At 62.9% G+C, this 26,566-nt stretch carries 25 protein-coding genes; 12 read left to right on the forward strand and 13 right to left on the reverse strand.

Annotated elements, in window-relative coordinates; all coding sequences use genetic code 11:
- Positions 1 to 46: 46 nt before the first annotated feature.
- Positions 47 to 2,482, reverse strand: coding sequence for a TonB-dependent siderophore receptor (locus tag FHW96_RS19310; RefSeq protein ID WP_172342222.1), 2,436 nt, complete (start codon positions 2,480 to 2,482; stop codon positions 47 to 49).
- A gap of 704 nt (positions 2,483 to 3,186) precedes the next feature.
- Here FHW96_RS19310 and FHW96_RS19315 point away from each other — a divergent pair.
- From FHW96_RS19315 to FHW96_RS19335, 5 genes are all read left to right on the forward strand, one after another.
- The gene (locus FHW96_RS19315; RefSeq protein ID WP_172342223.1) at positions 3,187 to 4,401 is read left to right on the forward strand and encodes an AAA family ATPase; all 1,215 of its coding nucleotides are present in this window, start codon (positions 3,187 to 3,189) and stop codon (positions 4,399 to 4,401) included.
- Positions 4,398 to 5,405, forward strand: coding sequence for a ParB/RepB/Spo0J family partition protein (locus FHW96_RS19320; RefSeq protein WP_172342224.1), 1,008 nt, complete (start codon positions 4,398 to 4,400; stop codon positions 5,403 to 5,405). The genes FHW96_RS19315 and FHW96_RS19320 overlap by 4 nt, the downstream gene beginning before the upstream one ends.
- 118 nt (positions 5,406 to 5,523) lie before the next feature.
- Positions 5,524 to 6,780 carry a replication initiator protein A gene (locus tag FHW96_RS19325; protein WP_253951079.1) on the forward strand — a complete coding sequence of 419 codons (1,257 nt, stop codon included), beginning with the start codon at positions 5,524 to 5,526 and terminating at the stop codon, positions 6,778 to 6,780.
- 776 nt (positions 6,781 to 7,556) lie between these two features.
- Positions 7,557 to 7,805, forward strand: a complete 249-nt coding sequence (locus FHW96_RS19330; RefSeq protein ID WP_172342225.1) for an antitoxin — start codon at positions 7,557 to 7,559, stop codon at positions 7,803 to 7,805.
- A complete protein-coding gene (locus FHW96_RS19335; protein ID WP_172342226.1) occupies positions 7,802 to 8,113 on the forward strand; it encodes a type II toxin-antitoxin system RelE/ParE family toxin in 312 nt (103 codons plus the stop codon). The genes FHW96_RS19330 and FHW96_RS19335 overlap by 4 nt, the downstream gene beginning before the upstream one ends.
- Here the strand turns inward: FHW96_RS19335 and FHW96_RS19340 are convergent.
- Entirely contained in the window at positions 8,105 to 9,040 is a 936-nt protein-coding gene (locus tag FHW96_RS19340) for a carbon-nitrogen hydrolase family protein (protein ID WP_172342227.1), read from the reverse strand. The two genes, FHW96_RS19335 and FHW96_RS19340, sit on opposite strands and share 9 nt — an antisense overlap.
- A gap of 67 nt (positions 9,041 to 9,107) precedes the next feature.
- Here FHW96_RS19340 and FHW96_RS19345 point away from each other — a divergent pair, with 67 nt between their 5' ends.
- Positions 9,108 to 10,046, forward strand: a complete 939-nt coding sequence (locus FHW96_RS19345) for a LysR family transcriptional regulator (RefSeq protein WP_172342228.1) — start codon at positions 9,108 to 9,110, stop codon at positions 10,044 to 10,046.
- Here FHW96_RS19345 and FHW96_RS19350 read toward each other — a convergent pair.
- Genes FHW96_RS19350 through FHW96_RS19360 form a run of 3 tightly spaced genes read right to left on the reverse strand, consistent with a single transcriptional unit; the run spans position 10,030 to position 12,747 of the window.
- Positions 10,030 to 11,091: a histidinol-phosphate transaminase gene (locus FHW96_RS19350; RefSeq protein ID WP_172342229.1), complete on the reverse strand. Its 1,062-nt coding sequence runs from the start codon at positions 11,089 to 11,091 to the stop codon at positions 10,030 to 10,032. The genes FHW96_RS19345 and FHW96_RS19350 overlap by 17 nt on opposite strands.
- 4 nt (positions 11,092 to 11,095) lie before the next feature.
- Positions 11,096 to 11,311, reverse strand: coding sequence for a hypothetical protein (locus tag FHW96_RS19355; protein ID WP_172342230.1), 216 nt, complete (start codon positions 11,309 to 11,311; stop codon positions 11,096 to 11,098).
- 11 nt (positions 11,312 to 11,322) lie between these two features.
- A complete protein-coding gene (locus FHW96_RS19360; RefSeq protein ID WP_172342231.1) occupies positions 11,323 to 12,747 on the reverse strand; it encodes a PLP-dependent aminotransferase family protein in 1,425 nt (474 codons plus the stop codon).
- Positions 12,748 to 12,846: 99 nt separating this feature from the next.
- Between FHW96_RS19360 and hemA the strand changes: the two genes are divergently transcribed.
- From hemA to ccoG, 6 genes are all read left to right on the forward strand, one after another.
- Positions 12,847 to 14,070, forward strand: a complete 1,224-nt coding sequence (gene hemA / locus FHW96_RS19365; RefSeq protein WP_172342232.1) for a 5-aminolevulinate synthase — start codon at positions 12,847 to 12,849, stop codon at positions 14,068 to 14,070.
- Between the two features lie 165 nt (positions 14,071 to 14,235).
- Positions 14,236 to 15,120, forward strand: coding sequence for a ubiquinol oxidase subunit II (gene cyoA, locus FHW96_RS19370; protein ID WP_253951080.1), 885 nt, complete (start codon positions 14,236 to 14,238; stop codon positions 15,118 to 15,120).
- Positions 15,121 to 15,123: 3 nt separating this feature from the next.
- Positions 15,124 to 17,106: a cytochrome o ubiquinol oxidase subunit I gene (gene cyoB, locus FHW96_RS19375; protein WP_172342234.1), complete on the forward strand. Its 1,983-nt coding sequence runs from the start codon at positions 15,124 to 15,126 to the stop codon at positions 17,104 to 17,106.
- Positions 17,103 to 17,675, forward strand: a complete 573-nt coding sequence (gene cyoC / locus FHW96_RS19380) for a cytochrome o ubiquinol oxidase subunit III (RefSeq protein WP_172342235.1) — start codon at positions 17,103 to 17,105, stop codon at positions 17,673 to 17,675. The genes cyoB and cyoC overlap by 4 nt, the downstream gene beginning before the upstream one ends.
- Positions 17,675 to 18,022: a cytochrome o ubiquinol oxidase subunit IV gene (gene cyoD / locus FHW96_RS19385; RefSeq protein WP_172342236.1), complete on the forward strand. Its 348-nt coding sequence runs from the start codon at positions 17,675 to 17,677 to the stop codon at positions 18,020 to 18,022. Before cyoC ends, cyoD begins: the two co-directional genes overlap by 1 nt.
- 107 nt (positions 18,023 to 18,129) lie before the next feature.
- Positions 18,130 to 19,533 (forward strand): cytochrome c oxidase accessory protein CcoG, encoded by a 1,404-nt coding sequence (ccoG, locus tag FHW96_RS19390; RefSeq protein ID WP_172342267.1) that lies wholly within the window; start codon positions 18,130 to 18,132, stop codon positions 19,531 to 19,533.
- A gap of 17 nt (positions 19,534 to 19,550) precedes the next feature.
- Here ccoG and FHW96_RS19395 read toward each other — a convergent pair whose 3' ends face one another.
- The 8 genes from FHW96_RS19395 to FHW96_RS19430 form a co-directional block, all read right to left on the reverse strand.
- Positions 19,551 to 20,426: a Pnap_2097 family protein gene (locus tag FHW96_RS19395; RefSeq protein ID WP_172342237.1), complete on the reverse strand. Its 876-nt coding sequence runs from the start codon at positions 20,424 to 20,426 to the stop codon at positions 19,551 to 19,553.
- Between the two features lie 4 nt (positions 20,427 to 20,430).
- The gene (locus FHW96_RS19400) at positions 20,431 to 21,279 is read right to left on the reverse strand and encodes a hypothetical protein (protein WP_172342238.1); all 849 of its coding nucleotides are present in this window, start codon (positions 21,277 to 21,279) and stop codon (positions 20,431 to 20,433) included.
- An 88-nt stretch (positions 21,280 to 21,367) separates the two neighbouring features.
- Positions 21,368 to 22,657 carry an MSMEG_0569 family flavin-dependent oxidoreductase gene (locus FHW96_RS19405; protein ID WP_172342239.1) on the reverse strand — a complete coding sequence of 430 codons (1,290 nt, stop codon included), beginning with the start codon at positions 22,655 to 22,657 and terminating at the stop codon, positions 21,368 to 21,370.
- 23 nt (positions 22,658 to 22,680) lie between these two features.
- Entirely contained in the window at positions 22,681 to 22,968 is a 288-nt protein-coding gene (locus FHW96_RS19410; protein WP_172342240.1) for an MSMEG_0570 family nitrogen starvation response protein, read from the reverse strand.
- Positions 22,961 to 23,935 (reverse strand): sll0787 family AIR synthase-like protein, encoded by a 975-nt coding sequence (locus tag FHW96_RS19415; RefSeq protein ID WP_172342241.1) that lies wholly within the window; start codon positions 23,933 to 23,935, stop codon positions 22,961 to 22,963. The genes FHW96_RS19410 and FHW96_RS19415 overlap by 8 nt, the downstream gene beginning before the upstream one ends.
- Positions 23,932 to 24,474, reverse strand: coding sequence for an MSMEG_0567/Sll0786 family nitrogen starvation N-acetyltransferase (locus FHW96_RS19420; RefSeq protein ID WP_168604743.1), 543 nt, complete (start codon positions 24,472 to 24,474; stop codon positions 23,932 to 23,934). The genes FHW96_RS19415 and FHW96_RS19420 overlap by 4 nt, the downstream gene beginning before the upstream one ends.
- Positions 24,474 to 25,598, reverse strand: coding sequence for an MSMEG_0568 family radical SAM protein (locus FHW96_RS19425; RefSeq protein ID WP_253951081.1), 1,125 nt, complete (start codon positions 25,596 to 25,598; stop codon positions 24,474 to 24,476). The genes FHW96_RS19420 and FHW96_RS19425 overlap by 1 nt, the downstream gene beginning before the upstream one ends.
- Positions 25,534 to 26,556, reverse strand: a complete 1,023-nt coding sequence (locus tag FHW96_RS19430; protein ID WP_172342242.1) for a Nit6803 family nitrilase — start codon at positions 26,554 to 26,556, stop codon at positions 25,534 to 25,536. Before FHW96_RS19430 ends, FHW96_RS19425 begins: the two co-directional genes overlap by 65 nt.
- Between the last annotated feature and the right edge of the window lie 10 nt (positions 26,557 to 26,566).

The raw sequence follows: 26,566 nt of genomic DNA on the forward strand, positions 1-26,566 counted from the left end.
GCAAGAAGACGCGGGGCCGCCACCATGGACGGCCCCGCAAACATCATCAGAAACCGAAGCTGAGACGGGCGTAATAGAAGCCGCCGCTGACCCCATAGGGCGAATAGGCGTTGTAGAGCGAGAAGCCGTTGCCCTGAAGCGAGGTGGGCAAGGTGTTTGGATAGATGTTGAACATATTGTTTGCGCCCACGCCAATCTTGATGCCGCTGGTCAGCTTATAGCTGGCGTCGATATCGAAGATCACCTTGGGGTCGATCCGCGCATCAGGCCCGGCCGCGCTGGCGTTCACCTGGGTCACGCTGCCATAGCGGGTGGCGCGCAGATTGATGGCGGCGGGGCCTTTTTCCCATGCGACATTGGCGATGAATTTGTTGCGGGGGGTGCCCACGGTAAAGTCGCCCTGACGGTCGCGCCCGATCAGCACGAGGCCCGCCGAGGACAGAACCGCCGGGACCGAATCGACGCGGGTGAACACCGTTTCAGTGAAATTGGCCGAGAGGCTGAGATTGGCATTGCCCAGATCACCAAGGTCGGCGCGATAGGTGCCCACAACATCGATGCCGCGCGTGCGCGTGTCGGTGGAATTGCCGAAATAGAAGCCGCCCGCCGAAGAAGTGATCCCCGCCGAGGCCAACACCTGTCGCACCACCGCGCCTTGCAGCGTGCTGGAGAGCAGGATGCGGTCCTTCAGCTTGATCTGATAGGCGTCCACCGTCAGGTTGAAGCGCGGGATGGCGTTGAACACAAAGCCCAGCGAATAGTTGGTGGACCGTTCAGGCTTGAGCGGTTTGGCCCCCAGCGCGATGCCCGCGGGCGAATCCACCGGCAGCGCTGAAACGGGCAGCAGAACGCCGCTGACATTGATCGTGCTGGCCGAAGAATAGTGTTGCTGTTGCAGCGTGGGGGCGCGAAAACCCGTGCTGACCGTGCCGCGCAGGGCAAAGCCCTTGGTCGGTTCGATGCGGGCCGAAACCTTGCCCGTGTCGGTTTTGCCAAAGTCGGAATAATCCTCATGGCGACCGGCCAACGCGACTTCGACACCGGGCAGGATCTTTTGCTCAAGGTTGACATAGGCGCTCCACGCCCTGCGCTTCCAGCTGCCCGCCATGCTGGGGGCAAAGCCGGTCACGCCCTGCGAGCCGCTGGTGCGCAGCACGCCCGCATTGGCCCCCGTGGTCGATTTATAGCCGCCATCAATATAGGAGGCCGCCTCGCCCGCCTCGATGCCATAGGTGCTTTGCCGATATTCCGCGCCGATCGCCACCGAGAGCGGCTGATATAGGCCCAGATTGACGTCTTTTTGCAGGTCGAGGTTGTTGGTCCATTCGGTGCTCTTGGTGCGCCCGATATAGAAGGTGGTCGGACTGTTCGGCCCCATCGAGGCGTTGAGCGCAGTGCTTTCCACCAGCGAAACGAGGCTGACGCCATAGGAGGAGGAGAAGTCGAAATTGATCGCGGCGCCCTTCTGGCTCTTGATGCCCGCGGTCACCTGATAGTCATGGTCGCTGATATGCAGATGGGGCGAATAGCCGTTGGGGTAAATCTCGGGGATGTTGTTCGAGGCATCGGGGAAGCGATAGGTCAGCCATGCATCATTGTTGCGGTGGCTGAAGGTGCCGAAGCTGTAGAATTTGACCACGCCGACCGGAATGTTGAGGTCATAGCCAAGATTGAAGCCTTCACTGGCCGGTTGGCCCGCCTTGTTGACATTGCGGTCGACGGTCGCCTCGCGCGGGTCGAGCGCGCCGGTGGTGGCGCTGTAAAGCTGGCCCACGCGGGCGTAGAATTGGCCCGGATTGAGCGCCGAGCGGATCGTGCGCGCCTGAAGCCAGCTTTCCGCCGACAGGTGCAGGCTCGCCTCGCCCAACTTGAAGCCCTTATCCACCGAGATGCGGCCCGTCTCGCCGCCGCCATCCTTGGTCATGCCGCCCAGCATCGTGGCCGTGCCGGAGGTGTCCTCTTTCAGGATGACATTGACCACGCCCGCAATCGCGTCCGAGCCATATTGCGCCGAGGCGCCGTCGCGCAACACTTCGACCCGCGCGATGGAGTTCGAAGGGATCAGGTCAAGGTCGGCGGGCGATTGGCCGTTTTGGGTGGTGCCGTTGATGAACATCGTGGCGGTGTTGTGACGGCGCTTGCCATTGACCAGGATCAGCACATGATCGCCCGCAAGTCCGCGCAGCGACAGGGTTTTGACCGCGAAACTGGCGCCCGCGCCGCTGTTCGACACGTTGATCGAGGGGACCAGCGTGCCCAGCAGGTCGCGCACCGATTGCTTGCCGCTGGCCTGAAGATCCTTGGTGGACAGCACGTCGATGGGCGCCAAGCTTTCGGTGGCGCTTCGGGCCACCTGTCGCGTCCCGGTGACGATGATCGTGCCTGCATCCGGTTCTCCGTCGGCGGCCAGTGCCGGACTGGCCAGCGCGGCCAGCGCGCAGGAAGCGGTAAGGGCAAGTTTGCGCCCGTGGCGGATGTTCATGATTGTGTCCCCTGTTGCCGCGGGCAGGTGCGGCGCTATTCACTGTCGGATGAGAACCGAATGTTCTGGCGGGCGAAGTAAACGCGCAGACGCGAACGCCTCTAATGCGTAATCGACGCGGTTTTATTGGAAGTATTCATACCGGTGGCGCAAAAGGCCCGATGTTACGATAGGGCGCCTGGCGGCGGATCGCGGCCACTTGATGCATGCTCCATATTTCCCCCTGTCTGGTTGGCTTTGCCTGCCTTGCGGGGGCATCCTCCCTGCGGTGCAAAGGGGCTGAGCGGCTCGACAACTGCCCAATCCTTCACACTTGTCCAAAAAGTTTCACACTGGCCGCAGGGTGTCAAACAAGGGGGCAGCGCAGATTGACGTATTGCCTGAAACCCGGTCGTGCCGGGCGATTGCGCAGGGATCGGGCGCGTTTACGAAAGCTGCGCCGGCATGAGGCATGGGGGAAAGCCGCGACGCAATTCGCGCGCGAGAGCGGCTTGATTGATGCAATCGAGCATTTATCCCGGCTCGGTGCCCCGGTTGCAAATCGGCGGGAGGCAAAGGGCACGGTTTGCATATAGGCCCGCCCTATCGGGCAGGTTATGAACTCACCACGATTGATCCATCAGGTTTGACTTTGGTGCAAAAATATGCACATCAAACCCAAACCGGCTCTTGGGGGAGCCGAATCTCTGAGAGGTCGATGGGCGATGTCCTATACTGTAAATACGCTTCGCTCACTCACCCGTTCTTGCGAACAGATGCGCGACCGCGTCAAGTCGGTCGTGTTCAAGCCCGAAGACCGGAAGGTTCTCGACCTGACCTTTGGGCCGGGCGTTGCCGCCGAACTGGTGGGCCGCACGCCCGAAGCGCTGGCCAAGGCCGAGAAGGAAGGCCGCCTGCCCGCCCCCAAGCAGTTGAACAACGGCCGCCGGTTCTACACGCTGGAAGATCTGACCCAGATCCGCGAGGCGCTGGGCATCAAGGTGGGCAAGGCGCCGCATGAGGATGCGGTCATCATCGCGGTCCAGAATTTCAAGGGCGGCGTGGGCAAAAGCACGATCACCAAGCATTTCGCCGATTTTCTGGCGCTGCGCGGCTATAGCGTGCTGGTCATCGACTGCGACCCGCAAGCGTCGACGACGACCATGTTCGACATTCAGCCCGAAACACTGATCGACAAGGAAGAAACGCTGGGCAACTATCTCTCGCCCCGTTCGGTCTTTGACGACTTCCCTGCCGCGATCCACGACACCGCATGGCCCACAATCAAGATCGTGCCCTCCAGCCTTGGCCTTCAGGATGCCGAATGGGATCTGACCTCGACCCTGCGCGAGGGCGGGCAGGCGGTGCGCGAGGGGCTGCAACGGCTGCGCATTGGTATATCAAGCGTTGTCAAAGACTTCGATGTCATTTTGCTCGATCCGCCGCCGGCGATGGGCTTTCTGGGCCTGAATGTGATGGCGGCTGCCACGGGGATGCTGGTGCCTGTCCCCGCGCGCCAGCTCGACTATCTCTCGACGATCCATTTCATGGACACGATTGCCGACAATATCGAAGTGCTGGAAGCCAATGGCACGCCGGTCGATTATGGTTTCATCCGCATCGTCTGCTCGGCCTATACGCCCAGCAAGCCGGGCGAAAACGACATGTGGAAGATGATGCAGGCCACTTACGCCAATTTCATGCTCAGTCAGCCGGTGCTGGCTTCTGAGGAAATCAAGAACGCCACGCAGGCCTTCCGCTCGGTCTATGAGAGCAAGCCCTCGGCCTCGCATGGCACCTATCAGCGCTGCCGCGAGAATCTGGACGCGGTGTTTGGCGAGGTGCTGCAACAGGTGCGCGAGCAATGGCCCTCCAAGAGCATTTCGGGCATGCCGGTTGAAGCCAACGCCAATGCAGGTAGCGGGAGTGTGCTGGCATGAGCCGCCGTTCGCTGATCGGCGAGGCTTTGGCCTCGGCCCCTGCCCCAGCACAGCCGGCGGCGGCGGAGGCCAAGGCCGCCCCTCGCGCGACCTTTACCAGCAAGCGGTTGGAGGCTTTTGGCGAGGCGGCGCGGATGCTCAAGCGGCCGACCATCCGGCTCAAGCCTGCGGAATGTTCGATCTGGGCGGGCAATGCGCGCGACTATGCGCTGCTGACCGAGGACCGGGTGCGCAGCCTGATCGATTCCATCCATGCCGAAAACGGCAATCGCATCCCGGTCGTGGTGCGCCGCACTCCGAATGGCGAACTGCCCTATGAACTGGTGATCGGCACGCGGCGGCATTGGGCGATTTCCTGGCTCAACGCCAACCATTATCCCGACATCGAACTGGTCGCGATCATCGACGATCTCGACGATGAGGCTGCGTTCCGTCTGGCCGATGTCGAGAACCGCGAGCGCGAGGATATTTCCGACCTCGAACGCGGGCAGAATTACAAGCACGCGGTCGATGCCTATTATGACGGTGTGCAGAGCCGGATGGCCGACCGGGTCAAGCTGTCGAAATCGATGCTGGCGCGCTATATCGGCCTGACCGAGATCCCGCAGACCATCATCAGCGCGTTCAATTCGCCTATGGATTTGCAGGTGCGCCATGGCGATAAGCTCTTGCCGCTGATCCGCCAACCGGCATTGCGCGGCAAAATGGAGGAAGCGGCCCGCACCATCGCCGCGGAACAGAGCTTTCGCCAGTCGGGCGACGAGCCGCCGATTGGCGGGGCCGATGTGGTGGCGCGGCTGATCAAGGCGGCCACGCTGCGTCCGGGACGCAACCAGAAGGCGGTGATCGAGGCCCAGGGTTTGACTATCGGCCAAGTTGACCGCGACCGCGCGCGCGAATGGAGCATCACGCTCAACCCCAGCGACCTGTCGGTGGACGAGATGCTGGAGGCTTTGCGGCCCTTGCTGGAAAATGCCAAGATCCTGAAGAAATCAATGCGATGACCCCTACCCTATGCGCCTGTTTTCCCACTCTGAAAATTGAAGAAAAACGCATGTTTTTCAAATTATTGGCGCGCATTTCCCACGCGTGGGACGGATGGCTTTCGCAAAGGGTTTCGGCATGAGCGACGAGCCGGTATCATCCCTACCCAGTGGTCGGCGGGTGCAGATGGAGATGTTCTTCACCCTGCCCGACTTCAGCGACATTTCGCTGCGTGACTATCAGGAAACGATGCAAAGGCCCTTCTTCAGCCTGTCGAAGAAGAAGCGGTTGAAGCCCATCGAATATGTCAGCCCCGACAAATCGGTGACCGTCCATGTCTCGGCCAATCCGGCCTATGGCATGGCGACGATCTGGGATGCGGACATCATGATCTACCTTGCCTCGCATCTCAACGAGCTGCGCGAGCGGGGAGAGAATGACATTTCGCCCACGATCCGGGTCCAGCCGGGCGATATGCTCAAGCGCATTTGCTGGGGGGTCAGCGGGCGGGCCTATGAGCGACTGTTGCAGGCGCTCGACCGGTTACAGGCGACCACGATCAAGACCAACCTGCGCGCCAATTCCAAATCGCGCGAGACGACTTTTTCATGGATCGACAGCTATACCCATCTGGTCGATGAACGCACGCAGCGGTCCTTGGGCATGGAAATCACCCTGTCCAAATGGTTCTTTGACGGGGTGATGGACAAGCGCAATGTGCTGGCCATTTCCCCGCTCTATTTCGAGATCACCAGCGGGCTTGCCAAATGGCTCTATCGCGCAAGCCGCAAACATGCCGGGGGCAATGGGGCTGAGGGCTTCACCATCGGCTTTGAAACGCTGCACCAGAAAAGCGGGAGCGAAAGCTCGTTGCCCTCGTTCAAGAACAAGATTCTTGAGCTGGCGCGGGCGAACAATATGCCCGAGATCAACCTAGAGGTGATCGGAGCCGAGACGCCCCGGCCCAAGCTGAAAATGGTGATGCGGCGCTATCTGGAAGATGGGGCGGCCAAGGTGGCCGAAACGCCCCCCTCCCCTCCCCCGTCGCGCAAACCGGCCGTCAAGGCGCCTGATGAGGCCGACTATGTCGATCCGGCCATGGCGCGCAGCCTGATCGCCCGGACGATCACCGATCTAGCCTCGAACAAGGACGAGGAATGCCGTCCGCGCAAAGCCTCTGCGCCCTATGGCCGTGCGCAAAGAGTGCTGGACGCCGAGATCTATCAGGCGATCCGTGCAGAATGTCCGGGATGGGACCTGGACGTGCTGATGCAGCAGTTCGACGCCTTTTTGAACGCCAACCCCGACGAATTGCCGCGCAACTATTCCAAGCGCTTCTATGGCTTCGTCAAACGCCATCATGAGCGTAACAAGTTCCAGCTTCCTGGCAATTAAGCCTCCCGCCCTCGGATCATCGACGCGATAAAAGCCTTCCAGCGGAAGGTTCGGCGTTCAAACGTGTTTTCAGAAATCAGGTGGATTGGAGCGGCAGGTCAGGTCCGTCGCCGCGCCATGGGTTGCGCGCAGAAGAAATGTGCAGGGCCATCGCGGAGCCGATTTGAGGCAATGAAAAGCGCCTCAGCGCCCCTCAAGCGCCCTGTTTTGCGCAAAACCGGAGGCTGCCCGGCTTTTAAGCCCCTGACCTCAGACAGGTCGCATCGCGCTATGCAGCAAAGCCTTGCTGCTCCCAAAATCGCATTCCTGAAAACACGTGGGCCGCCGGTGCAGGCCATTTCTAAAAACACGTCGAATTTTCGCGCAACGGGGAAATGCCGGTTAGCCTGCTCTGCTGCGACTCGAAACCCATGGGCGGATGGACCAAATCAGGCTAAAATCCCCCTTCCCCGGCTTATCCACAGGCTCAAAATCCGGCAACGTGTTTTCAGATCGGAACCAACGTGTTTTTAGAATCGGATCATCGTGTTTTCAGATCGCATTCTTCGTGTTTTCAGATTCTATCCACAGGCTGCGACTCGGCAAAAAACCTCACCTTTTTCTCTCCGGCGGCCTCTTTAACTTTTTAATCTAATAGATAACTCCCTAATGCGCCGCCTGCGGCGGGAATTTTGATTGTTGATTCAAAAAGGAGAAAAGAGCCTGAGCATCAGATCTATGGCCAAAAACCGATTACGACGCTATCCTGTCCCAACCACGCCCCTATCGAGGTTTCCATGAGCCGTCTGACCATCGACATCACCAGCCAGCAGCACCAGAGCCTTAAGGCGCTGGCAGCTCTGCATGGTAAGACGGTCAGGCAATATGCGCTCGAACGCCTGTTTCCGCAGGACAGCGAGGCGGCGTGGGGCGAATTGCAAACCTTGTTGGGCGAACGGATCGAACAAGGGCTCAACGGGCAGCTTTCCACCAAGAGCATCGGCGCGATTGTCGATGAGGAATTGGGCGCAGGCAACCCTTCTTGAGCGCTGCCTATGTTCTGACCAGCGCGGCGGAACAGGATGTCCGCTCGATCCTGCGCTATACTCGCCAGCAATGGGGCGATGCGCAGGTGCGCGCCTATATGGAGAGCCTGGAGCAGGGCATCGCTCGACTGGCGGCAGGGCAGGGGGCCTATCGTGATATGGGCGCCATGCATAAGGGTCTGCGTATGGCGCGATGTCGGCATCACTATGTCTTCTGTCTGAGCCGTGAGGATGGCCCGGCGCTGGTGCTGGCCATCCTGCACGAAAAGATGGATCTGATCGCCCGGCTTGGCGACCGCCTAGGCTGACCGATCAAGATGCAGATGCGGTTTGGGGGCCGCATCCAGATGCAGTGAAAATACGTCCGGCCGCGCATAATGGCCCGCCACATCCAGATCATAGCGCGCACGCACCACATCCTCCATATCGATGGTTGCGGCCAACACGCCCTCACGCCCGCGCAGAGGCCCGGCCAAAATCTCGCCCATCGGGCTGACGATCATGCTGCCGCCTTTTATCAACTCCGTATCCTGAGCCATCTCGACAAAACCGGCATGGTCCTTGGGCGCATCGGCGCGGGTCATATATTGGCAGGCGCTGAGCACGAACATCCGCCCTTCATAGGCGATATGACGCATCGAGGATTGCCAGATCTCGCGCTCGTCGACGGTTGGGGCGCACCACAGATCGACGCCCTTGGCATACATCGTCTGGCGCAGCAGCGGCATGTAATTTTCCCAGCAGATTGCCGAACCGATCCTCCCCATAGGCGCTTCAATGACGGGCAGGGTGGAGCCATCGCCCTGCGCCCAGACAAGACGTTCGCTGGCCGTGGGCATCAGCTTGCGATGCTTGCCTATCAATGCGCCATCAGGTCCGAAAAACAGCGCCGAGCAATATAGCGTCGCGCCCTCGCGCTCAATCACGCCGACCACCAGATACGCTTTCATCTCGGCGGCAAAACCGCCCATGATCCGGCATTCCGGCCCGTCCACCTCGATGGCCGCGCGCCAGTAGCGCAGATAGTCCTCGCGCCCCTCGGCCGTGCGGGTGCCGATCCTCGCGCCGAAATCCAGCCCCTTGGGATAGCCGCCGATATAGGCTTCGGGAAAGACCGCCAGTTCCGCGCCCTCCCGCTTCACATCCTCGCAATGGGCGGCCATGCGGTCGAGGGTGAGGGGGGTGTTGAACAATTGGCTGCCGGCCTGAACGACGGCGACGCGATGTTGAGGCATGAAAAATCCTTTGCAGATGACCGGCGCCATTTGACGTAAAGCCCAATCATCAGGCAAACCACATTTCATGAACAAGATTATCGGTCTAAACGATATTGCTCGTCTCGATCTCAACCTCGCCACCAGCTTTCTGGCGATATGGGAGGAACGCAGCGTGTCGCGGGCCGCCCTCCGCCTGAACCTGAGCCAGTCGGCGCTGAGCGGCTCTCTGGCGCGACTTAGGGGGATCACCGGGGATCCGCTCTTTGTGCGCAGCCGCATGGGCATGGAGCCGACCCCGCGCGCCATCGCCATGGCTCCGGTGCTGAGCGCCGCGCTCGACCGGATGAGCGAGGCGCTGGCCCCGCTGCCGCCTTTTGCGCCCGGCGGGATCGCGCGGGCGCTGGTGGTGGGCATGTCGGATGACTTCATGCTGGCCTGCGGGCCCGCGCTGGTCCGCCGCCTGCTGGCTGAGGCGCCGCAAGCCTCGGTGATCTTTCGCCAATGCAACAGCCAGACCGCCGCCGCGATGCTGGAATCGCGCGAGATCGACATGGCGATGATCGCGGGCGGCAGGGGGAGGGGACAAACCATCCGCCATCAGGCCATCGGCCGCTCTTCCTACCTGTGCCTTGGCGATGGCGATGCGCTGGCGCCCCATCTGCCGCTGACGCTGGAGGGCTACACTGCGCTGCCGCATGTGCTGGTGTCCTTTTCCGGGCGCAGCGGCATCATTGATGAGGCATTGCAGGATCTGGGCCGCAAGCGGCGGATCATCACCGCGCTGACGCAATTTGCCGCCCTGCCGCCCTTTTTGCAGGACTCGGGCTGGATTGCGACCTTGCCCGGCCATGCCGCGCGGGCGCTGGCGCGTTCAACGGGACTGTCAACATTCGCGCCGCCGCTGACGCTCGCCCCCTATGAGGTGAGGCTGTGCTGGCGGCGCGATGGTGATGCCGATCCGATCTCGCAATGGCTGCGCGGCCTGCTGGCCGATGTATGGCAGGGCCTTAACCCGCCAGAATAGACCCAAGCGCCTGCAGCAGCGCGGACACCTGATCGGCATCGCCCACGGTGATGCGCAGGAAATCCTCGATCCGGGGCGCGTTGAAATGGCGCACAAGGATCTTTTCCGCCCGCAAGGCCTGCGCCAGTTCGGCCCCGCCGCGCGCGCCATGGCGGGCAAAGACGAAATTGGCCTGAGAGGGCAGAACGACAAAGCCCAACCCCTCCAGCCCCGCCACCAGCCGCGCGCGGTTTGCGATGATCGCCGCCCGGCCTTGCTGAAACCAGGCTTCGTCGCCCAGCGAGGCCAGCGCCCCGGCCTGCGCCAGACGGTCGAGCGGATAGGAGTTGAAACTGTCCTTCACCCGCACCAGCGCTTCGATCAGATGGGGCTGGCCCAGCGCATAGCCCACGCGCAGCCCCGCCAGCCCGCGCGATTTCGACATGGTGCGCACGATCAGCAGATTGGGATGGCGCGCGATCAGGGGCAGGGCGCTCTGGGCGCCGAAATCGACATAGGCCTCGTCGATCACCACCGGGGCATCGGGATGCATGGCCAGCAGCCGCTCGACCGCATCCAGCCCCACCCCCACCCCTGTGGGCGCATTGGGATTGGGCAGGATCACCGCTCCGGCTGGGCGCCGGTAATCCTCGACCGAAATGCGCATCTCTCCGTCCAGCGGCACGGGTTCATAGGCGATGTCGAACAGGCGACAATAGGTGGGATAAAAGCTGTAGGTGATATCGGGAAACAGCAGCGGCGCGTCATGCTTGAGCAAACCGGCAAAGGCATGGGCCAGCACCTCGTCCGAACCATTGCCGACGAACACATGGTCGCGAGCAACCCCGTGATAGGCCGCCAAAGCCTGGCACAAGGCGCCCGACTGCGGATCAGGGTAGAGCTGCAACCCCGCGCGCGCAGCCGCCTCGATCGCCGGGGCCACGGCGGGCGAGGGGCCAAAGGGCAATTCATTGGTGTTCAGCTTGATAAGGCCCTCAACGCGCGGCTGCTCGCCCGGCACATAGGGCGAAAGGCGGTGGACCAGATCGCTCCAGAACTGGCTCATGGCCTCAGCACTCCTCGCCGACAAGGCGGCGACCCTTGTATTTGGTGGGCGGGGTGGGGGCGACATAAAGGATCTTGTGCATGGCCAGCGCGATCTGCACCTCGCGCGTGTCGTCGGACTGGCCCGCCTCGACATAGGCGGCATCCGCGCCATAGCCCTGCGCGCGCAGATATTGGGCGGCGGCGGCGCGGGCGGCGATCAGGCTTTTGTCTTCGGTCATGGCTTGGGGTCCTATACGATCAGATTGGCCAGCGTGGGCGACTGACAGGCCAAATCGGCAATTTCGCGCAGGCCGGTTTCCAGCGTGGCGCGCTCGAGCGGGGCGGCAAAGCCGATGCGCAGGGCTTCGGGCGCGGGGCCAACGGCAAAGGCGTCGCTGGTCACGACGCTGATGCCCGCCTGACGCAGGCGCGAGGCGAAATCGCCCCGGCTCCAGCCATGGTCGAGCGGCAGCCATGCATGATAGGCGCGCGGATCGCCGCGCAGGCCGTCCTGACCCAGCAGGTGATGGGCAAGGGCATGGCGGGCCTCCGTCTCGGCGCGAATGGCGGCCAATGTCTGCTCGGCCAAGCCCGTTTCGATCCAGCGCGTGGCGATGGCCGCGCCCAGCGGCGAGGCCATTGAGGTCGTCGCCCGCACCGCCCCCGTCAGCCGGGCCGCGCCCCGCGCATCCGGGCAGACGACATAGGCCATGCGCAGAGCCGGGGCCAAGGCCTTGGAAAGGCTGGCGATATGGTAGGTCCGTTCGGGCGCCAGCGCGGCCAGCGGGGGCAAGCCATTGCCCGCAAGCCTGCCATAGGCGTCGTCCTCAAGGATGATGACATCGTGCTTGCGCGCGATGTCGGCAATCGCCTCGCGCCGGTCCAGCGGGATCGTCGCGGTGGTGGGATTGTGCAAATTGGGCGTGCAGCAAAGCAGAGCTGGGCGGTGGCGCGCGCATTGCGCGTCCAGATCCTCGGGGATCAGCCCGTCCCCGTCCATTGCCACCGGCACCAGCCCCGTGCCCATATGGCCCGCCAGCGAGCGGAAACCGGGATAGCACAACGCCTCGACCGCCACGGGCCGGTCGGGATGTTTGAGCAGCGTGAGCAGCGCGAGCAGCGCCCCTTGCGCGCCGGGGGTGATGACAAGCCGGTCGGATGCCAGATCGGGCAGGCATGGGCCGAGCCATTGCACACCCGCCTCACGGTCGGCGCGGGTGCCGCCGACCTCCTGATAGCGCAGCAGAAGGTCCATGCCGCCGGTGTTTTCCAGCCCGGCCACCTCGGCCCAAAGGCGCGAGGTCAAAGCGGCATCCGCCATGCGCGGGGGAAAGTTCATCGTCAGATCGACGATGCCCGACGCCGGGGCGGAAGCGGGCGCCGATGCGGCCGGGGGGGATTTTGCGCCGGGGGCCTGAACAAAGGTGCCCATGCCCACGCGCCCCTCGACCAGAGCGCGCCGCCGTGCCTCGGCATAGGCGCGGCTGACGGTGGTGAAATCGATCCCCAGCCGGTCGGCCAGCGCACGCTGCGGGGGCAGGCGGTCGCCATGGCGCAGGGCGCCGGCGCGGATGTCGGCTTCAATGGCATCGGCAATGGCCAGATAGAGCGGAGCGGCCCCTTTGACCATCTGCGGCGTCCATTCAATATCTCTGCCTGTTTCGTTCTCTGCCATGCTTCTATCCATATATATGTATATTGTATGTTGCAAGCGCTCGATGCAAGCATTATGGGGCGCCGCATCCCGTCACGATAGCACATGTGAGGCGTTCGTATGGATTATGTCGGCAAATTTGAGCAAATTGTAGGGCGTATGCGGCATGAGGGGCGCTATCGCACCTTCATCGAACTGGAGCGACTCGCCGGAGAATTCCCTCAGGCGCTCTGGCGCGCCGGGGCAGAGCGCCAGCGCCGCGTCACCATCTGGTGCAGCAATGACTATCTGGGCATGGGCCAGCATGGCGATGTTCTGGCCGCCATGCACCGCTCTATCGACGCCCATGGCGCGGGGGCAGGGGGCACACGCAACATCTCCGGCACGCATCACGCCCATGTCGCGCTGGAGGCCGAACTGGCCGATCTGCATGGCAAGGAAGCCGCGCTGGTGTTCACCTCGGGCTGGATTTCCAATCTGGCGGCGCTGGGGGTTCTGGGGCGGGTGCTGCATGATTGCGCGATCTTTTCCGATGCGCTGAACCATAATTCGATGATCGAGGGCATCCGCCGTTCGGGCGCTGAAAGGTTCATTTTCCGCCATAATGATGTGGCGCATCTGGAGGAATTGCTGGCCTCGGTGGCCCCTGATCGGCCCAAGATCATCGCCTTTGAAAGCGTCTATTCGATGGATGGCGATGTCGCGCCGATCGCGCAAATCTGCGATCTGGCAGACCGTTACGGCGCCTTGACCTATCTGGATGAGGTCCATGCGGTGGGGCTTTACGGCCCGCGCGGCGGCGGTATTGCCGAGCGTGAAGGGCTGGCCCATCGCCTGACGCTGATTGAGGGGACGCTGGCCAAGGCGTTTGGCGTGATGGGTGGTTACGTGGCTGGGCGCGCTCCTGTGGTCGATTTGATCCGGTCCTGCGCCGACAGTTTCATTTTCACCACCTCGCTGCCTCCGCATCTGGCCGAAGGGGCGGTGGCGGCGATCCGGCATCTCAAGCTGTCCTCGCTGGAACGGATGCGCCAACAGGCGATCGCGGCCTATCTGCTCGACCGTTTGCGGCAGGAAGGGTTCAGTCTGGGCGCCACGCAAAGCCATATTGTCCCGTTGCTCGTGGGCGAGGCGCATCTTTGCAAGGCGATCAGCGACCGGCTGCTCAGCACCCACGCCATCTATGCCCAGCCCATCAACTATCCCACCGTGCCCAGGGGGCAGGAGCGGCTGCGGCTGACGCCCACGCCTTTCCATACAAGGGAGCATGTCGAGGCGCTGATCGCCGCGCTGATCGAGGTTCGGGATGCGCTGAAGTGGGATGTGAAGCGTCATGCCGCCTAATGATTGCATGCGATCAATCTTGACTCTGTGAAAATTGATGGCAACTGCGCTGCCGTCAATTCCTGCGATACATACAATCGCTTCCGATTCCCGACGTGCCTTGCGCGCCGTTTGCAAAGGGGATGATCCTTGCCAATCCTTTCCCGCCCGTCTGGTGGCCGACGTTTGCTGGCCATCATTCCGCTTTTATCGCTGCTCTCCGGCTGTGCGCCTTGGGCCTTGCTCGACCCCAAGGGCCATATCGCGACGCAGGAGCGCGACCTGATCCTGCTCTCCACCGGCCTCATGCTGCTGGTGGTGATCCCGGTGATCGGTCTGACGTTATATTTCGCCTGGCGCTATCGCGAGACGAATGAGGCCGCCGTTTATAAACCCAAATGGGCGCATTCGATGACCATCGAATTGGTGGTCTGGACGATCCCCTGCGCGATCATCATCGCGCTCGGCTCGATCATCTGGGTCAGCACGCACCAGCTTGACCCGTATAAACCGCTCAAATCCGCGCAAAAGCCGTTTGAGGTCGAGGTGGTCGCGCTCAACTGGAAATGGCTTTTCATCTATCCCGAACTGGGCGTGGCCAGCGTCAATGAACTGACCATTCCAGCGGGCCACCCGGTCCATTTCCGCCTGACGGCCGAGCGAATGATGAACTCCTTTTTCATCCCCCGCCTCGGCGGCCAGATTTACGCGATGACCGGGATGCAGACCCAACTGAACCTGATCGCGGATGCGCCCGGCACTTTCGACGGCCGCTCGGCAGCCTTCAGCGGCAAGGGCTTTTCCGACATGCATTTCAAGACCCGCGCGTTGGGCCAAAGCGATTTCACCGCATGGGCCGTGCAGGCCGCAAAGGCCCCCAAACCCCTCGACCTTGCCGCCTATAACGCGCTGCGCCGGCCCTCCACGGCCAACGCGCCCGCGCTTTATGCCCATGTCGAGCCCGGACTTTTCGACCGGACGGTCAACACATTCATGATCGGCCGCATGTCGGCGCAGGAGGCCAAGCGCGCCCTGTGTCTGCCGCCCGCTACCATGGGCGAAAGGAACTGAGCCATGCTTTTAGGAAAACTCACTCTCGACGCCATTCCGTGGCACGAACCGATCATCATGGGCACGGGCGCGGCTGTCGCGCTAGGCGGTCTGGCCATGGTGGCGCTGCTCACGCATTTCCGCCTCTGGGCCTATTTGTGGCGCGAATGGATCACCTCGGTCGATCATAAAAAGATCGGGGTGATGTATTTCATCCTTGGCCTTGTCATGCTGCTGCGCGGCTTTGCCGATGCGATCATGATGCGCGCACAACAAGCCATGGCCGTTGGCGCCAATCCCGGCTTCTTGCCCCCGCATCACTATGACCAGATCTTTACCGCGCACGGCGTCATCATGATCTTCTTCGTGGCCACGCCCTTTATCCTTGGCCTGATGAATGTGGTCGTGCCGCTGCAACTGGGCGCGCGCGATGTGGCCTATCCCTTTGTCAATTCGCTGGGCTTCTGGCTCTCGGCCTTTGGCGCGGTGCTGGTGATGGTCTCGATGTGGGTGGGCGATTTCGCGGCCACGGGCTGGGTGGCCTATCCACCCTTGTCCGAAATGGGATATAGCCCGACCACAGGCGTCGATTATTACATATGGTCGCTGCAGATTTCCGGCCTTGGCACGACGCTGGCGGGGATCAATTTCGTCGTCACCATCCTGAAGATGCGTGCGCCGGGCATGGATCTGATGAAGATGCCGGTGTTCTGCTGGACCTCGCTCATCACCAATATTCTGATCGTCGCCATCTTCCCGGTGCTGACGGCCACGCTCGCCATGCTTAGCGTCGACCGCATCTTCGACATGCACTTCTTCACCAATGAAGGCGGCGGCAATGCGATGATGTATATCAACCTGATCTGGGTCTGGGGTCATCCAGAGGTCTATGTGCTGATCCTGCCGGCCTTTGGCGTCTATTCCGAGGTTATCGCCACTTTCTCGCGCAAGCCTTTGTTCGGCTATTCCTCGATGGTTTACGCCACTTCGTCCATCGGACTGCTTTCCTTCCTCGTCTGGCTGCACCACTTTTTCACCATGGGGTCGGGGGCCAATGTGAACGCCTTTTTCGGCATCACCACCTCGATCATCTCGATCCCCACCGGGGTCAAACTGTTCAACTGGCTCTTCACGATGTTTCGTGGGCGCATTCAATTCCATTCCTGCACGCTTTGGACCATCGGTTTCATGGTCACCTTTGCCGTGGGGGGAATGACGGGCGTGCTGCTGGCGGTGCCGGGCGCGGATTTCATGTTGCATAATTCGCTGTTTCTGGTGGCGCATTTCCACAATGTCATCATCGGCGGCGTGGTCTATGGCTGCCTTGCGGGCATGACCTTCTGGTTCCCCAAGGTCTTTGGCTTCACCCTAAACGAGTTTTGGGGCAAGGTGGCCTTCTGGTTCTGGCTGATCGGCTACTGGCTGGCCTTTACGCCGCTTTATGTGCTGGGCCTGATGGGCATGACGCGGCGCATGAACCATTACGAGGATCTGAGCTGGCAGCCGTGGTTGCTGGTGGCTCTGGTGGGCGCGGTGTTTGTGGGGCTGGGGATTCTGGCGATCCTGGTGCAACTGGCCGTCTCGATCCGCGACCGTGCGAAGAACCGCGACACCACCGGCGACCCGTGGAACGCGCGCAGCCTGGAATGGTCTACGGCCAGCCCTGCGCCCTTCTACAATTTCGCCCATGTGCCCACGATCACCTCGCTGGAGCAGCATTGGGAGGACAAGGAAACGGGCCGCGCATGGGTGCCGTCCGCCGCCTATGAGGACATCCATATGCCGCGCAACACCGGCGCCGGTTTCATCATCAGCGCCTTTGCCTTCGTCCTTGGCTTTGCCGTCATCTGGAACATCTGGTGGCTGGCCGCGCTGGGGCTTTTCGGCATGATCGGCACCTTCATCGCGCGCAGCTATGACCGCGACACCGATTACTGGGTGCCTGCCGCGCAGGTCGAACAGATCGAAAAGGCCCGTTACGCCCTGATGCAGGAGGCCCGCCCATGAGCGCACACCACGATGACGGGTCCAGGACCACGCTGGGTTTCTGGATCTATCTGATGAGCGATTGCCTCATCTTCGCCAGCCTGTTCGCCACCTTCGTCGTGCTGGCGGGCAATGTGGCGGGCGGGCCGGAGGGGCGCGAATTGTTCGATCTGCCCTATGTCGGCTGGGAAACGCTGCTGCTGTTGGTGTCGAGCGCGACTTTCGGCTTTGCCATGCTGGCGATGGAGCGCGAAGACCGCCGCGCCCTGCGCCAATGGCTGGTGTTGACATGGCTGCTGGGCGCGGGCTTCATCGCGATGGAGCTGCATGAATTTGCCGCCCTCATCGCCGAGGGGGCGGGGCCCCAGCGCAGCGCCTTCCTCTCGGCCTATTTCACACTGGTGGGCACGCATGGGCTGCATGTCACGGCGGGGCTGCTGTGGCTGGCGGTGATGATCCATCAGCTTTCGGTTTTTGGCATCGACGCGATGGTGCGCCGCCGCCTCGCCTGCCTCTCGCTGTTCTGGCACTTCCTCGATCTGGTCTGGATCTGCGTCTTCACCTTCGTCTATCTGCGAGGAGCCGTCTGATGGCCCACACCTCTTCTCATGGCACCGCCGCCTCGATCCTGTGGGGCTTCCTGCTCTCGCTGATCCTTACCGCGCTGGCCTTTGGCGCGGTGATGGGGGGCGCGGTGCCGCGCGGGGCGGTCCTGCCCGCCATCACGCTTCTCGCCGTGGCGCAACTGATCGTGCAACTGGTGTTCTTCCTCCACCTGGGCCCCCGTCAGGGCCAGCGCGGCAACACCGCCATCTTCCTGATGACCGCCATGCTGATCGGCATCGTGGTCAGCGGCTCGCTCTGGGTCATGTATAACGCCAATCACAACATGAGCCCGACCCAGATGACCATCGCTGCGGCCCGCAACCGTGACTGACCTCTGACCCTATCCGCCCCCCTCCCCCGCGCGGGGCTTGAGTGGAGTTTGTTTCCATGTCCAATGTTGACCTCAAGCCCCGTGGCCCCAAGGGCCGCGCCGGGAAAATGCAGCCTGTCGCCGAGCCCAAAAGGCTACATGCCGCAACGCAGGCCATCCATCCGCGCGCGGTGGACGGTCCTTTCCGGCGGATGAAATGGGCGATCATGGCGGCCTGTCTGGCGCTTTATTATCTTGCGCCATGGCTACGCTGGGATCGCGGGCCGGGCGCGCCCGATCAGGCGGTGCTGATCGATCTGGTCAACTGCCGCTTCTATCTGTTCGCCATCGAGATCTGGCCGCAGGAATTCTATTTCGTGGCGGGCTTGCTCATCATGGCGGGCATCGGCCTGTTTTTGCTGACCACGATGGTGGGGCGGGCATGGTGCGGCTATGCCTGTCCGCAAACGGTGTGGACCGATCTGTTCCAGCATGTTGATCGACTGATCGACGGCGACCGCAACGCCCAGATGCGTCTGGCGGCGCAGCCGTGGGATGCGGGCAAGATCGCCAGACGCCTTGCCAAATGGTCGATCTATCTGGCCATCAGCTTTGCCACGGGCGGTGCATGCATCCTCTATTTCGCCGATGCGCCCCGGCTCTGGCATGAGTTCTTTGTCGGGCAAGCCTCGGCCATCGCCTATTCCACCGTGCTGATCCTGACGGGCACAACGCTGTGGCTGGGCGGGTTCATGCGCGAGCAGGTCTGCCTCTATATGTGCCCATGGCCGCGCATCCAGTCGGCCATGCTCGATGAACGCTCGTTGCTCGTCACCTACAAGGACTGGCGCGGCGAGGAGCGGGGCAAAACCGGGGGCGGAGATTGCGTCGATTGCGGCCTGTGCGCGGCGGTATGCCCTACCGGCATCGACATCCGCGATGGGGCGCAGATGGCCTGCATCAACTGCGCGCTGTGCATCGACGCCTGCGATGGGGTGATGGCGCGGCTCGGCCGCCCGCGCGGGCTGATCGATTATTCCACGCTCGAGGCCGATGAGGCCGGGCGCAAAGGTTTGGCCGCCTCCACGACCATCTGGCGGGGGCGCAGCTTGGCCTATCTGGCGCTGTGGCTGGCCATCGGGGCAGGGCTGCTCTTTGCGCTGGCCATGCGCCCGCGTCTGGCCATCTCGGTCGCCAAGGATCGCAACCCGCCCTTCATGGTGATGAGCGACGGTTCGATCCGCAACGCCTATCTGGTCAAATGGCGCAATATGGAAGGGCGCCCGCGCCCGATGCGCCTGAGCATTGCGGGCGCGCGCGGCATGGTCATGTGGAGCGAGGATATGGACAAGACCAGAGCCTCGACCAGCCTTGAGCGCGTTATCCCCGCCGATCAGAGCAAGGCCCTCCGCGTCTATGTCCTGTCACCTGCCCAGACCCGCACCGACAGTCTGCAATTCCGTCTGAACGCGTTGGACAAACAGGGCGGCGAGGCAGTCTATGGCGCGCGTCTGGATGGCCCGCCTTTATAGACCCTATGAGCGAGCATTTACCGCGCAATCCCTGGGCGGCGCAGGGAAAAGGCCACCGCAATCAGCTTGTCATCGCTTTCGCGCCGCATTTCGACCCAATGGTCGCGGCCCTTGTCATGGATGTTTGTGCCGCATAGCACCATGATGATCCGGTCGCCCAGTTCGGCATTGCCCAGATAGAAGATCCGCCGCCCTTCGGTGACAAACAACGGCGCGGGCTGACGAAACCAGCTCCATTCGGCCCGGTCGAGCATGGCCTGAAAGGCGGAGAAATAGAGAAATTCCGCCCTGTTGAAATCCTCATGCGGCGATGGGTCCAGCACCAGTCGCGCCAGTTCGGCCCGCTCGCCACGCGTAAAACCCAGCATCGCCTCCCAGCCATCGGGGCGAAAGGGTGGCTCCTTCAGCCCTTGCGCAGGCAGCAGGCCGCAAGGCCGCGCCACCATCGCCCGCGTGGCCGAACGGTTCACCCCCGGAACGGCGCGATGGACAAAGATCGAGGTCATTTCCACCGTGGCGACGGGGCGCGTATTGGCGAAAACCTTGATCCGGCTGCGAAACCGCGTCCGCCCCTTCCGTTCCAGCCGCAGGGCGAAATCAAGCATGTCATTCTCGCCCACGCTGCCCAGTCCCGCGCCCCGGCCCGCCACATCCACCGCGACAAAGGCGGGATAGAGCCTTTCTCCCTTGGCTCCCCGAAAATCGGGCGTTTCCATCCCATGCGCGGCGGCCAGCGCCAGCCAGTGGCGATGCCCGCAGGCCTTGAGCAGCCAGTTTTCCGACAGACCCGCGCGGCACAATTGCGGCATACCGGCGCGCACCGGCTCGAAGGAAGGCCATTCGAGCCGGGCCGCGGCGGGGGCTTGCGCCAGATCGGCAAAGGCACCCGCCATCGGTTTAGAACCCCACGCTCACGCCGATGCCGAATTGCACCTGATCGCGGGCATGATCGCCCCGGTTGATCGCGGATTTGACCGCGACCAGATTGTCATTGGCCAGATGGTAATATTGGGCATTGGCATAGAGCGTCCACTTGCCCGCCCTTGCCCCCAGATCGAGCGGCGTGGCCGCTTTCAGCCCGGTGGTGACAAGGCCCAGATTGCCATCATCAATCCGACCGAAAAAGCTCTTGGGCGCCAGCGTGATCCAACTCGGCGCGGAGAGCGTCAGCTTTTTCAGCTTTAGCGTCGGCGTTGCCCCCAGCCAGACATCCCACGTGTTGCCCGGCTTGCCCACGCCGATCACCGAACTGCCGTCGAACTCATAGAAGAACACGGCATAGGGATTGATCGTGAAGGCCTGCCCGCTCTTGCCATCGGCATAGCTGGCCACCAGCGCGACATTGTTGGCCGTGCGCGGCAGGTTGTTGCCCACAAAGGCGACATATTTGCCCGTCAGCGACAGGCGCTTTGTCACCGGGACCGTGACGGCCACAAAGGGATCGGTTTCATTGACCGTGCGCGTGGCATTGCCGATGGCGTCATAGCCGGGGTTGAAATCGGTCCACACGCCCGCCGTCACCGCCACGCCGCTGGGCATGGTCATCGTGGCCGAGGCCGTGGTCTGGATCGAGGCACCGCGCGTGGTGGCGACAAGGCCGTGGGGCGTGACATAGGCATTGCCTACCCATGTGTCGAAAGCGCCGCTCAGCACCGGCCCGTCGGATGCGGTTTGGGCATGAGCGCTATTGGCCAGCATAAGCGCGAGAATGGAGGGCGCAAGGATGCGCCCGAAGAATGGCCTCATGGTAATCTCCCCAGATGGCATGGATGATGGTGTGGATGCTTGCCCTCGCCTCTTCGGGCGCTGTTGGGGCATCCTCTCCCGTATCGGTTCAGGCCGTGGCGGTCTGGCGCAGGGCGGGCGCCATGGCCCCGGCGATATGTTCCACAATATGGGCGGCATCGCGCGCAACCCCGGCAAAGCGCCCCGAACCCCATGTGTGCAACCATGGCAGGCCGATGAAATAAAGCCCGTCATGCGCGGCAATACCTCGATCATGCCCCGGATAGCCGCGCCCGTCGAAAACCGGCGCGTCGATAAAGCCGAAATCCATGCGGAAGCCGGTCGACCAGATGACGCTGCCAATACCCTGCGCGGCCAGATCAAGGCTTTCGGGATCGCGTTCCGGCGCCCAGCAGGGGGCGTAATCGGCCTCTTGCGGCGCATCGATGCCTTCGCGTTCGATGTAATCGTCGATGGTTTTGCGGATGCGCAGATAGGTGGCGTCCGCCGCGTCGAGATGCGCGGTCAGATCCTGACGGAAACGCACGGTATGGCCTTCCACCCCGTCGAGCATTCCGTACAGCTTCATGCCGCGCAGCGCGAATTTGCGCAGGTCGATCTCGCGCCCGCCATCGCGCCCGGTCAGGTAGTGGTTCTCGTTCTGGCGCACCTTTTCGCTGGAGGGGTGTTCGGTGATGGGCATGTCATAATGGCCCATTTCCTCTAGCCAGTCGGTGGCATCACGCCCGCGATAGACGCGCGGCGCGCGCGGAGCATCGCCCACGGCCAGATGTACCTGACGCCCGGCCAGCATCAGGTCCTCGGCGATCTGACAGCCCGACTGGCCCGATCCGACCACCAGCACGCCGCCTTCGGGCAGATCCTGCGGGTTGCGGTAATCAAGCGAATGGATCTGAGGCAGAGTGGCGGGCATCGCCGCCCCGACGCGGGGGACGATGGGCGTGTGATAGCCGCTGATCGCCACGATCACCTTGTCGGCGGTATAGGCGCCGTCGCTGGTTTCCACTACAAAGCCGCCCTGCGCGCGCGGCTTGACCCGCGTGACGGCCACGCCCTCGCGGATGGGGGGATTGACTAGCCGGGCGTAGGCTTCGAGAAAATCGACGATCTCGTGCTTCAGCATGAAACCGTGAGGGTCCTTGCCACCATATTCGCCGACATAGCTGAAGCCGGGAAGACGGCACTGGCGGTTGGGCGTGACAAGACAGAAACTGTCCCAACGCTCGGAGCGCCATGCGTGGGCGATGCGATGCTTTTCAAGGATCAGATGCTCGATGCCTTGCTGCTGCAACAGAAAGCTGAGCGAGAGGCCGCCTTGCCCGCCGCCCACGATGATGACGGGAACATGGGCGGGCGCAGTGTCGATGGAGGTAAGCATATCTGTCTCCGGAAAAATGGGGTTCAGGGAAGGAAGGCTTCGACATGAACGAGCGCTTCGGGATGGCCGGCAAAACGGATGGCGGCGGCCCTGATCGCGGCCATCTGTATCAGCGCCTGCGAACAGCCCATGCCAAAGCGGGCGCGCACGCGGGCATTTGCCGCCTGCAGTCCGGCAAGGGCCAGTTCGGCAAAGCGCGCGACCGGATAGGCATCGCCCGCATTCAGATGATCACGGATGATGGTGGAGGGGGAATAGCATTCCTCCACCGCGCCATCGGGCCAGCGGATGCGGAAACGCGTTTCAGGCATGGGTTTTCTCCATGGAGGCATGACAGCCGGTCAGCGGCGCATCGGCGCTCCAGACGATGACCTCCTGACCATCCATCCGAAGGCGGATCTGCGCAGCGGCGGTGGCCGTGCCGATCCGGGCGCAGGCCACGCCAGTGTTTTTGAACCGGGCGATGATGGCCGGGGCATTGTCCGGCGGCGCGGTCATCACAAAACCGAAGCTGGGAAAGGCGCTGAGCCAGCGCTCCCATGCCACGCCGACCGGGCGGGGCGCGGCGTCGAGGTCGATCTCCAGCCCTACCTTTGACGCTTCAGCCAGCATGATGGCGGTGCCGATGGGGCCCGCCATGCTGATGTCCTTGGCGGCCGTCAGGCGCCTCTGCGATGCCAGATCGGGCATGACCGACAAGAGCGCGCGCAAATGCTCGTCGCCGGCCCCGGTGCTGGCATCCCACCATGGGAAGGGATCACGAAAGCGCCCATTCATATCGACCGCCATCAGCAAGGCATCGCCCGGCTGCGCATCGAAACTGGTGATTACATGGTCGGCCCGGCCCAGAATGGCGACGGCCAATTGCCCGCCCTTGGCCTTTAAGTTGGAATGGCCGCCCACAATCGGCACGCCATAGCGCCGCGCCGCCTCGCGCATCCCGGCCAGCATGGGGGAGGCTGAGCCTTCGCCATCGGCCCACAACGCATCGACCACCGCCAGCGGGCGGCCACCCATGGCTAAGATGTCGCTGACATTGACCATCACGCCGCAATAACCGGCAAACCACGGGTCGGCCGTGATGAAGTCCTCGACGAACCCTTCGATGGCCAGCAACAGGTGGCCGTCGCCATCGGGGATCGCGGCGGCATCGTCACCCACCGGAACGCCGCCGCCGCTGTTCAGGCCCAGCGCGCGCATCACCGGGGCGATGTCGGCCTTATGGGCCATGCCCCGACTGTCACGGATCATTGCTGCGAGGGCTGCAACCCGGCTCATGCCGCGCGCCTTGTTTCGGTGCGCAAACCCGTGATGCCATCGGCGATGGGGGGATAATGCGAGAGATCGGCCTGCATCAGCGCATGGGGGCTGTCGTGCAGATCGAGCATGTCGATCCTTTCCCATTTCATCCGGCGAAACAGCAATTCGTTGCGTGCCTGCACATGGGCGAGAAAGCGGGTGCAGCCGCGCGCATGGGCGGTGCTGACAGCCAGACGGATCAAGGCCGGGCCGATCGTCCCCACCGTCCGGTGCGAGGCGGCCACGGCCAGGCGTGAACCCCACCACAGGCCCGGTTCGGGCGAGTGGATGCGCACCGTGCCGATCACCTCGTCGGGCTGTCCGCCGATCATCGAGAGGGCAACGATGGGCGTGGCCAGCGCGTCCACATCGTCGCGATCATGATGGGCAAACAGACCCTGTTCGGCGCAGAAGACGGCATGGCGCAGCGCGGCAGCCCCGGCCAGTTCCCAGCTTTGCGTGGCATAGCGCACGATATAATCGGGCGAGCGGAAGGGGGCGGGGGAGGCCAGGTCCATTATACCACCTGCGCTGCGGGCCGGCGCAGCTTTTCAAAGGTGGAGAGCGCCGAGCAGGCGCCGCAGCGCGCGCAGCCCGCCTTGACCTTTTCCGCCGCCATCCCGCCCTGGGCCAGCATCGCGGCCAGAGGTTCGAGCACCGAGGCCATGAATTCGGGCGTGGGCGAGGGGTGGCTTTCGAGCGGCGTGCCCGAAATAGGCACAAAGGGCACGACAAAGGGATAGACGCCGATTGCGATCAGTTCCTGCGCGATGGCGAGCAGCGCCTCGCGGCTGTCCCCAAGGCCTGCAAGGATATAGGTCGAAACCTGCCCCCGGCCAAAGACCGGCACGGCGGCGCGGAAGGCATCCATATAGCGATCAATCGGCACGCTGGCCTTGCCGGGCATGATGCGGGCGCGCAAGTCGGGGGTGACTACCTCCAGATGCATACCCAAAGTGTCGATCCCGGCCTCGCGCATGGTGGTGAACCAGCCATCATGATCGGGCGGCTCGCACTGGGCCTGAATGGGCAGATCGACGGCGGCGCGGATGGCGCGGGCGCTTTCCACCAGAACCCCGGCGCCGCGATCGGGCGTGGCGGGCGTGCCTGTGGTCATCACCATATGTTTGACGCCATCCAACTCGACGGCGGCTTTGGCCACTTCGGCCAGTTGCGCGGGCGTTTTGTGCGCGATGGTGCGCCCCGCCGCCAGCGATTGCCCGATGGCGCAGAACTGGCACGTCTTGGCGCGGCTTTGATAGCGGATGCAGGTTTGCAGCACGGTGGTGGCCAGCACATCGCGGCCATGCAGCGTGGCGATCTGCGAATAGGGGATGCCGTCTGCGGTTGTCAGGCCATAGAATTTGGGTTGGGGCGGAAAGGCGATGATGCCCAGATCCTGTCCGCCGCAGCTCAGCGCGCTGTTACCCTGTGCATCGGGGCGTCCGGCCTCAAAGGGGCTGTCGAAGGCGCCATGGGTGTGAACCGGAACCATGACCGTCACGCCGTCGATAGTAACAGCCTTATGATCCGATGGCCCGGCGCCGCCGCGACGGCTCGATGCGCCTGCGCGTGGATCAGACAGCCGAATGCCGAAGGACTGCAACTGCGCGATCATCGTTGCTGTTTTCGTCGGTGTCATCTTGGTTCTCCGTGGTGGCAAGGTGCAGGGCTGGGGCGGGGCGGTTGTCGAGATGCAGGCGGAGCAATTCGGGGCGGGCGTAATGGCCCACGCTGTCCATCATCCGCTTGCGCTTCATCACCAGAGCTAGGTCGCAATCGGCGATCAGTAGCCCTTCGCCCTGCGTCATGGGGGGCACAACATGCTGCCCCTCGGGCGAGATGATGGCGGTGCAGCAGCCACCCGAGAGCGCCTTGTGATGGGCGCCGGTGGGGTCGATGGCCGTGCGCTGTTCCTCGGTCAGCCAGCCTGTGGCATTGACCACGAAGCAGGCGCTTTCGGCGGCATGGTGGCGGATGGCGGCCTCGATCTGATCGTGAAAGATCGGACCGACCAGCGAGCCGGGAAACTGGCTGGCGTGGATCTGTTCGCCGTCGGCCATCAGCGCATAGCGGGCCAGCGGATTGTAATGTTCCCAGCAGGCCAGCGCGCCAACCCGGCCCACGGATGTATCGACAGCCCGCAGGCCCGATCCATCACCTTGCCCCCAGACCATGCGTTCGTGATAGGTGGGGGTGATCTTGCGGCGTTTATGCGCCAGCGTGCCATCGGCATCAAAGATCAGTTGGGTATTGTAGAGCGATCCGCCATCGCGCTCGTTCACGCCCATCACCAGCACCATCGCATGGCGCCGTGCGGCGGCGGATAGGGCCTGTGTGACCGGGCCGGGGACCGTTACGGCCTGATCGTAGAGCGCCAGATGTTTGGCGCCCATGCGATAGGGCGGATCGATGAAGGAGAAATAGGGGTAATAGGGCAGGAAGGTCTCGGGAAAGACCATGAATTGCACGCCCTTGCCCGCGCCCTCGGCGATGGCGTTCAGCACGCGTTCCAATGTGCCCCCTGCGTGGTCCAGCACCGGGGCGATCTGAACCGCGGCGGCGCGGATGACCCGCTTGTCGTAGCCATTCTCCTCCATCGACCCGATC

It is taken from the genome of Novosphingobium sp. SG751A, assembly GCF_013149295.1.
Classification (GTDB): domain Bacteria; phylum Pseudomonadota; class Alphaproteobacteria; order Sphingomonadales; family Sphingomonadaceae; genus Novosphingobium.